Annotated in this window: 6 protein-coding genes; all 6 read right to left on the bottom strand. The window is 53.6% G+C overall.

All coding sequences use genetic code 11. From position 1 onward, the window contains the following. Positions 1-73: 73 nt before the first annotated feature. Positions 74-835 (bottom strand): amino acid ABC transporter ATP-binding protein, encoded by a 762-nt coding sequence (locus CKF42_RS20635; protein WP_009087542.1) that lies wholly within the window; start codon positions 833-835, stop codon positions 74-76. 8 nt (positions 836-843) lie between these two features. Beyond that, positions 844-1,944, bottom strand: a complete 1,101-nt coding sequence (locus tag CKF42_RS20640) for an amino acid ABC transporter permease (protein ID WP_009087540.1) — start codon at positions 1,942-1,944, stop codon at positions 844-846. Positions 1,945-1,959: 15 nt separating this feature from the next. Continuing rightward, on the bottom strand, positions 1,960-3,138 hold the full coding sequence (locus CKF42_RS20645; RefSeq protein WP_046102627.1) for an amino acid ABC transporter permease: 1,179 nt from the start codon (positions 3,136-3,138) through the stop codon (positions 1,960-1,962). Between the two features lie 68 nt (positions 3,139-3,206). Next, positions 3,207-4,232, bottom strand: coding sequence for an amino acid ABC transporter substrate-binding protein (locus tag CKF42_RS20650; protein ID WP_009087536.1), 1,026 nt, complete (start codon positions 4,230-4,232; stop codon positions 3,207-3,209). Positions 4,233-4,776: 544 nt separating this feature from the next. Next, positions 4,777-5,073, bottom strand: a complete 297-nt coding sequence (gene fis / locus CKF42_RS20660) for a DNA-binding transcriptional regulator Fis (RefSeq protein WP_003855228.1) — start codon at positions 5,071-5,073, stop codon at positions 4,777-4,779. A 23-nt stretch (positions 5,074-5,096) separates the two neighbouring features. Beyond that, on the bottom strand, positions 5,097-5,842 hold a 746-nt coding region (dusB, locus tag CKF42_RS20665), incomplete at its 5' end, for a tRNA dihydrouridine synthase DusB (RefSeq protein WP_111209090.1).

Here is a 5,842-nt window from a genome sequence, read left to right on the forward strand (position 1 = left end):
TTACTGACCTTTATTCGGGCCATAAAAAACCCGGCACCAGGCCGGGTTGTAAAATAGCGAGGGGTAGTGCCGGTCAGTGAATAACCTGAGACAGGAACGCCCGGGTCCGCTCCGATTTAGGATTCGCAAAGAACTCCTGCGGCGGAGCCATTTCAACGATCTCACCGCGATCCATAAAGATCACCCGGTCCGCAACGGTGCGGGCAAAGCCCATCTCATGCGTCACGCACAGCATGGTCATCCCATCCTCTGCCAGACCAATCATGGTATCCAGTACCTCTTTTACCATCTCCGGATCCAGTGCCGAGGTTGGCTCATCAAACAGCATAATTTTCGGCTTCATGCAGAGTGAACGGGCAATAGCAACGCGCTGCTGCTGACCCCCCGAAAGCTGACCGGGGAATTTATGTGCATGTTCCGCAATGCGCACGCGTTGCAGATAGTGCATAGCCAGCTCATCGGCTTCTTTTTTAGGTATCTTTCTCACCCACGTCGGGGCCAGTGTGCAGTTCTGCAGGACCGTCAGATGCGGAAACAGATTAAAGTGCTGAAAGACCATTCCTACTTCGGTGCGCACGCGTTCAATGTTACGGATATCATCGTTAAGGTGAATACCGTCAACAACAATACGTCCCTGCTGATGCTCTTCCAGATGGTTAATACAGCGGATCGTGGTCGATTTGCCGGAACCAGAAGGCCCGCAAAGCACAATGCGTTCACGCGGCTTAACCTGCAGGTTAATGTCTTTCAGTACATGGAATTGTCCGTACCATTTATTCACGTTCTCAAGCGAAATCATCAACGCGTCGGAAGAGTGTGTCATAGAGTCAGTCATGTAAAACCTCAGTGCGATGTACGCCCGGTGTGAAAGCGCTTTTCCAGATACTGGCTGTAGCGCGACATGCTAAAACAGAAGATCCAATAGACCAGTGCAGCGAAGACGTAACCTTCGGTCGACATGCCCAGCCAGGTGGGGTCCACCGTGGCCTGCTGAACGCTGCTGAACAGATCGAAAAGACCAATGATGATGACCAGGCTGGTATCTTTAAACAGAGCGATGATGGTATTTACCAGCCCGGGGATGGTGAGCTTCAGTGCCTGTGGCAGGATCACCAGCATCTGGGTTTTCCAGTAACCCAGCGCCAGAGACTCAGCCGCTTCATACTGACCTTTCGGCAACGCCTGCAATCCCCCACGTACCACTTCCGCTACATAGGCGGACTGAAACAGAATGACGCCAACCAGGGCGCGCACCAGCTTATCGATGGTGGTGCCTTCAGACATAAACAGCGGCAGCATCACCGACGACATAAACAGTACGGTAATCAGCGGCACACCGCGCCAGAACTCAATAAAGATAACCGACAGCGTGCGCACCACAGGCATACGGGAGCGACGGCCAAGAGCCAGCAGAATCCCCAGCGGCAGTGCGCCCGCGATCCCAACCGATGCAATAATCAGCGTCAGCGTTAATCCACCCCACTGGCGTGTCTCAACGCGCTCCAGTCCCAGATAGCCGCCATACAGCAGAAACCAGACAATCACTGGATAGATGACGGCCCAGGCAGCAATATAGCGCCCGCGGAAGGGCAGGCTCTTCAGGAACATCGGCACAATCGACACCAGGCCAATGATCAGCGCCAGGTTGATACGCCAGCGCAACTCATGCGGATAGAGGCCATACATGAACTGACCGAAACGGGCATGGATAAAGACCCAGCAGGCGCCCTCTTTCGTACAATCGGCGCGGGTAGAGCCGATCCAGTTAGCCTGAAAGACCAGCCAGTTCAGCGCAGGCGGGATCACATGCCAGATTATCCAGATGCACAACAGCGTCAGTAACGTGTTAAACCAGCTGGAAAAGAGATTTTTACGCGCCCAAAGCCAGGCGCGACTGACCGGCGTCGTCGGGACGGGGGTCGTTTCATGCGTAGTTACAGACATAGTCATCCCGTTCTCTTAACGCTCAACCAGCGCAATTTTGCGGTTGTAGACATTCATAAGCAGTGATATCAGCAGGCTGATGATCAGGTACACGCCCATCGTAATAGCAATCGTTTCGATGGCCTGGCCGGTCTGGTTCAGGACCGAGCCGGCAAACAGCGACACCATATCGGGATATCCGATAGCCGCGGCCAGTGAGGAGTTCTTCACGATGTTCAGGTACTGACTGGTCAGCGGGGGAATAATCACGCGCATGGCCTGAGGAATGATCACCTGGCGCAGCGTCACCGGATTCGGCAGACCCAGCGAACGTGCGGCTTCGTGCTGACCGTGCGGTACCGACTGGATGCCGGAGCGAATCACTTCCGCAATAAACGACGAGGTATAGATCGACAGGGCCAGCGTCAGTGCCGCCAGCTCCGGGATCATTACCGAGCCACCACGGAAATTGAATCCGCGCAGCTGCGGCACATCCCAGTGCGTTGCGGCGCCAAACCCAAGATGCGCCAGAACCGGAAAAAGAATCAGCATCGCAACGGCGGCAGGCCAGGTGCGACGTAACTCGCCGGTTTTCAGCTGATGCTGACGGTTGAAGCGGTAGAGACCATAGCTGATGGCTACGGCCAGAAGCAGCGCGATAACAAACGGCCAGCTCCCTGGAGCATAGGTCGGCCACGGCACATAGAGCCCGCGATTACTGACATAGGCCAGGTCAAACGCATTCAGCGCCTGCCGTGGGCCAGGCAGATTGCGCAATACCGCAAAGTACCAGAAGAAGATCTGCAGCAGTGGCGGGATATTACGGAAGGTTTCGATATAGATGGTCGAGAGTTTCCGCAGCAGCCAGTTGTCAGAAAGGCGGGATAATCCCACCGCGAATCCGAGAATGGAGGCGAAAACGATACAGAGTGCCGAGACCAGCAGTGTGTTGGTTAAGCCAACCAGAAACACGCGCGCGTAGGTATCGTCCTCGGTGTACTCAATCAGATGCTGAACGATACCGAAACCGGCAGTGCGCTCGAGAAAACCAAATCCTGATGTAATGCCGCGATTGGCAAGGTTGATAATGGTGTTATGCACCAGATAACCCACCACACCAAGCACTGCGATAACGGCAATGAACTGATAAATCCAGGCGCGAACCGTGGGATTACCAAATGAAAAATCCCTTTTCACGGTTGGGCGTTGTGACATGTTGAAACCTCAGTAACGAAAGCTGTGGCAGGGCACCGCAGAAGGCGGTGCCCGATTGGCGAGGTCTGTTAACGTACCGGCGGAGCGTACTGAATACCGCCCTGGTTCCACAGCGCGTTCTGACCGCGTGCGATCTTCAGAGCACTGTCTTTACCGACGTTACGATCAAAGCTTTCCTGATAGTTGCCCACCTGCTTGATGATGTTGTAGGCCCACTTATTATCCAGCTTCAGATCTTTACCAAAGTCACCCTCAGCACCCAGCAGATGCGCCATATCTGGTGTGGTCGGCTTGGCTGTCATCTGATCAACATTCTTCGAGTTGATACCCATCTCTTCCGCATTCAGCATAGCGAAGAGCGACCATTTCACGATGGTGAACCAGTCATCATCACCACGACGCACCAGTGGCCCCAGGGGTTCTTTGGAGATCACTTCTGGCAGCACAATGAATTCGTCCGGTTTGCCCAGCTTAATGCGCAGTGCGTAAAGCTGAGACTGGTCAGAAGCCAGGGTATCACAGCGGCCGCTGTCCAGCGCTTTGGCTGATTCATCTGAACGGTCGAAGGTGACCGGCGTGTACTGCATTTTGTTGGCTTTAAAGAAGTCCGCGACGTTCAGCTCGGTATCGGTGCCTGCCTGAATACAGACGGTCGCGCCATCCAGCTCTTTCGCACTTTTCAGGCCCGCTTTCTGGTGAGTCAGGAAGCCGATGCCGTCGTAGTAGTTCACGCCCGCAAACAGGAAGCCCATGCCGCCATCACGCGAGGAGGTCCAGGTGGTATTACGAGAAAGCACATCCACTTCGCCTGACTGCAGCGCGGTAAAACGCTCTTTCGCGGTCAGTGGGGTGTATTTCACTTTGGTTGCATCGCCAAACACAGCAGCAGCCGTTGCCCGACACACATCCACATCGATACCGGTGAACTTGCCGCTGGCATCCGCATAGGAGAAGCCCGGCAAGCCGTCACTGATCCCACATTGAACAAAACCTTTTTTCTTAATTGCATCCAGTGTGGCGCCGGCGTGTGCTTGCTGAGTAACGGCAACCAGCGAGGCGGCAGCGATCAGCGTAGAGAGCATCATCTTTTTCATAAAGCATCCTGTGTGGCGGGATCGTATTGTTATGTTTGCGCACTTTAGTGTGCGTTTTCCTGTCTGTGGCGGTCAGCCATTCACGACTCTGCAAAGCTGATGCCAGGTTTGCAGGAGCCTGAATTTGTATGAAAGAACGGTTAATAATCGGAAGCACTTAGAAAGTTCCGCTAATATGGCGCACCAAAAGGAAGCAAAGCGAGTCGATCCGATCACATTTAGTGCAAATAGTTTCACTATATGGAAGCAATGTGAGCCTTCGCGCAGGCAGGCATGTATGAAGGAGACACGTTACTTTTTTAATGCGCGGAAAGTCACACACCCGGAGCGGAAGGGCGCTGTCAGGGGGCAGGGCATTCAGGTCAGCCAGTAATCCCGGCTGGGAGGAGGAAAAAGAGAGGGCGAAATATCACGTCTGCGATTGCAACTATAGTTACCATATGAGAAGCAACTGTTTCATCCCTGAGGTCACCGCTTTGTGCCATACCGCACAAATAAAAACGCCAGCCCGAAGGCTGGCGTGATTAACAGACAGAACTCAGAATCAGTTCATGCCGTATTTTTTCAATTTCTTACGCAGCGTACCGCGGTTGATACCCATCATCAGGGCAGCGCGGGTCTGGTTGCCACGGGTATACTGCATCACCATGTCCAACAGAGGCTGCTCGACTTCAGCCAAAACCAGCTCATACAGGTCGCTCACATCCTGACCATTCAGTTGAGCAAAATAGTTCTTCAGTGCCTGTTTAACCGAATCACGCAAAGGTTTTTGAGTTACCTGATCCTGTGAGTTAACGGTAGAAACGGTCAGTACGTCAGAATTTACGCGTTGTTCGAACATAGTTCTTTCAGCTCTTTATTTCGTTACGCAAGATTTTCGAAGTATGCCTCCAACGCCTCCAGCTGTTCGCTGGCATCCTCAATGGCGTTGAATGTGCGCCGAAACTGGTCATTCGGGGCGTGCTCCTGCAGATACCAGGAGACGTGCTTTCGCGCTATACGGTATCCCTTGCCTGAACCGTAAAAGTCGTGCAGCTCACGTATATGCGAAACAAGCAAGCGCTTGACCTCTGCCAGTGGCAGCGGAGCAAGCAGCTCCCCAGTGTCCAGATAATGCTGGATTTCCCGGAAGATCCACGGTCTTCCCTGAGCAGCGCGTCCTATCATCAGAGCATCGGCCCCTGTATAGTCGAGCACCGCTCTGGCTTTATGCGGGTCAGTTATGTCTCCATTCGCGATAATCGGAATGGAAACACTCTGCTTAACTGTCCGAATGCTGTCATATTCAGCTTCTCCGTTGAACAGGCAGGCACGAGTGCGGCCATGTATCGTCAGAGCCTGTATACCGCAGCGTTCAGCCAATTGGGCAATCGCGACACAGTTCCTGTTTTCAGGATCCCAGCCAGTACGAATTTTCAGCGTAACCGGCACGTTCACTGCATTAACCACTGCGGAGAGAATGGACTCCACCACGGCGGGATATTGCAGTAAGGCTGACCCCGCCATTTTGCGGTTAACCTTCTTGGCAGGGCATCCCATATTAATGTCGATAACCTGTGCACCAGCCTCGACATTAATGCGTGCAGCTTGCGCCATTTCGCTGGGATCGC

Source organism: Pantoea sp. ARC270, assembly GCF_003236725.1.
GTDB lineage: Bacteria > Pseudomonadota > Gammaproteobacteria > Enterobacterales > Enterobacteriaceae > Pantoea > Pantoea anthophila.

Bases quoted from the DNA above. Each gene is read 5' to 3' on its own strand.
- CKF42_RS20635 (WP_009087542.1), bottom strand. From the start codon at position 835: ATGACTGACTCTATGACACACTCTTCCGACGCGTTGATGATTTCGCTT.
- CKF42_RS20640 (WP_009087540.1), bottom strand. From the start codon at position 1,944: ATGTCTGTAACTACGCATGAAACGACCCCCGTCCCGACGACGCCGGTC.
- CKF42_RS20650 (WP_009087536.1), bottom strand. From the start codon at position 4,232: ATGAAAAAGATGATGCTCTCTACGCTGATCGCTGCCGCCTCGCTGGTT.
- CKF42_RS20645 (WP_046102627.1), bottom strand. From the start codon at position 3,138: ATGTCACAACGCCCAACCGTGAAAAGGGATTTTTCATTTGGTAATCCC.
- fis (WP_003855228.1), bottom strand. From the start codon at position 5,073: ATGTTCGAACAACGCGTAAATTCTGACGTACTGACCGTTTCTACCGTT.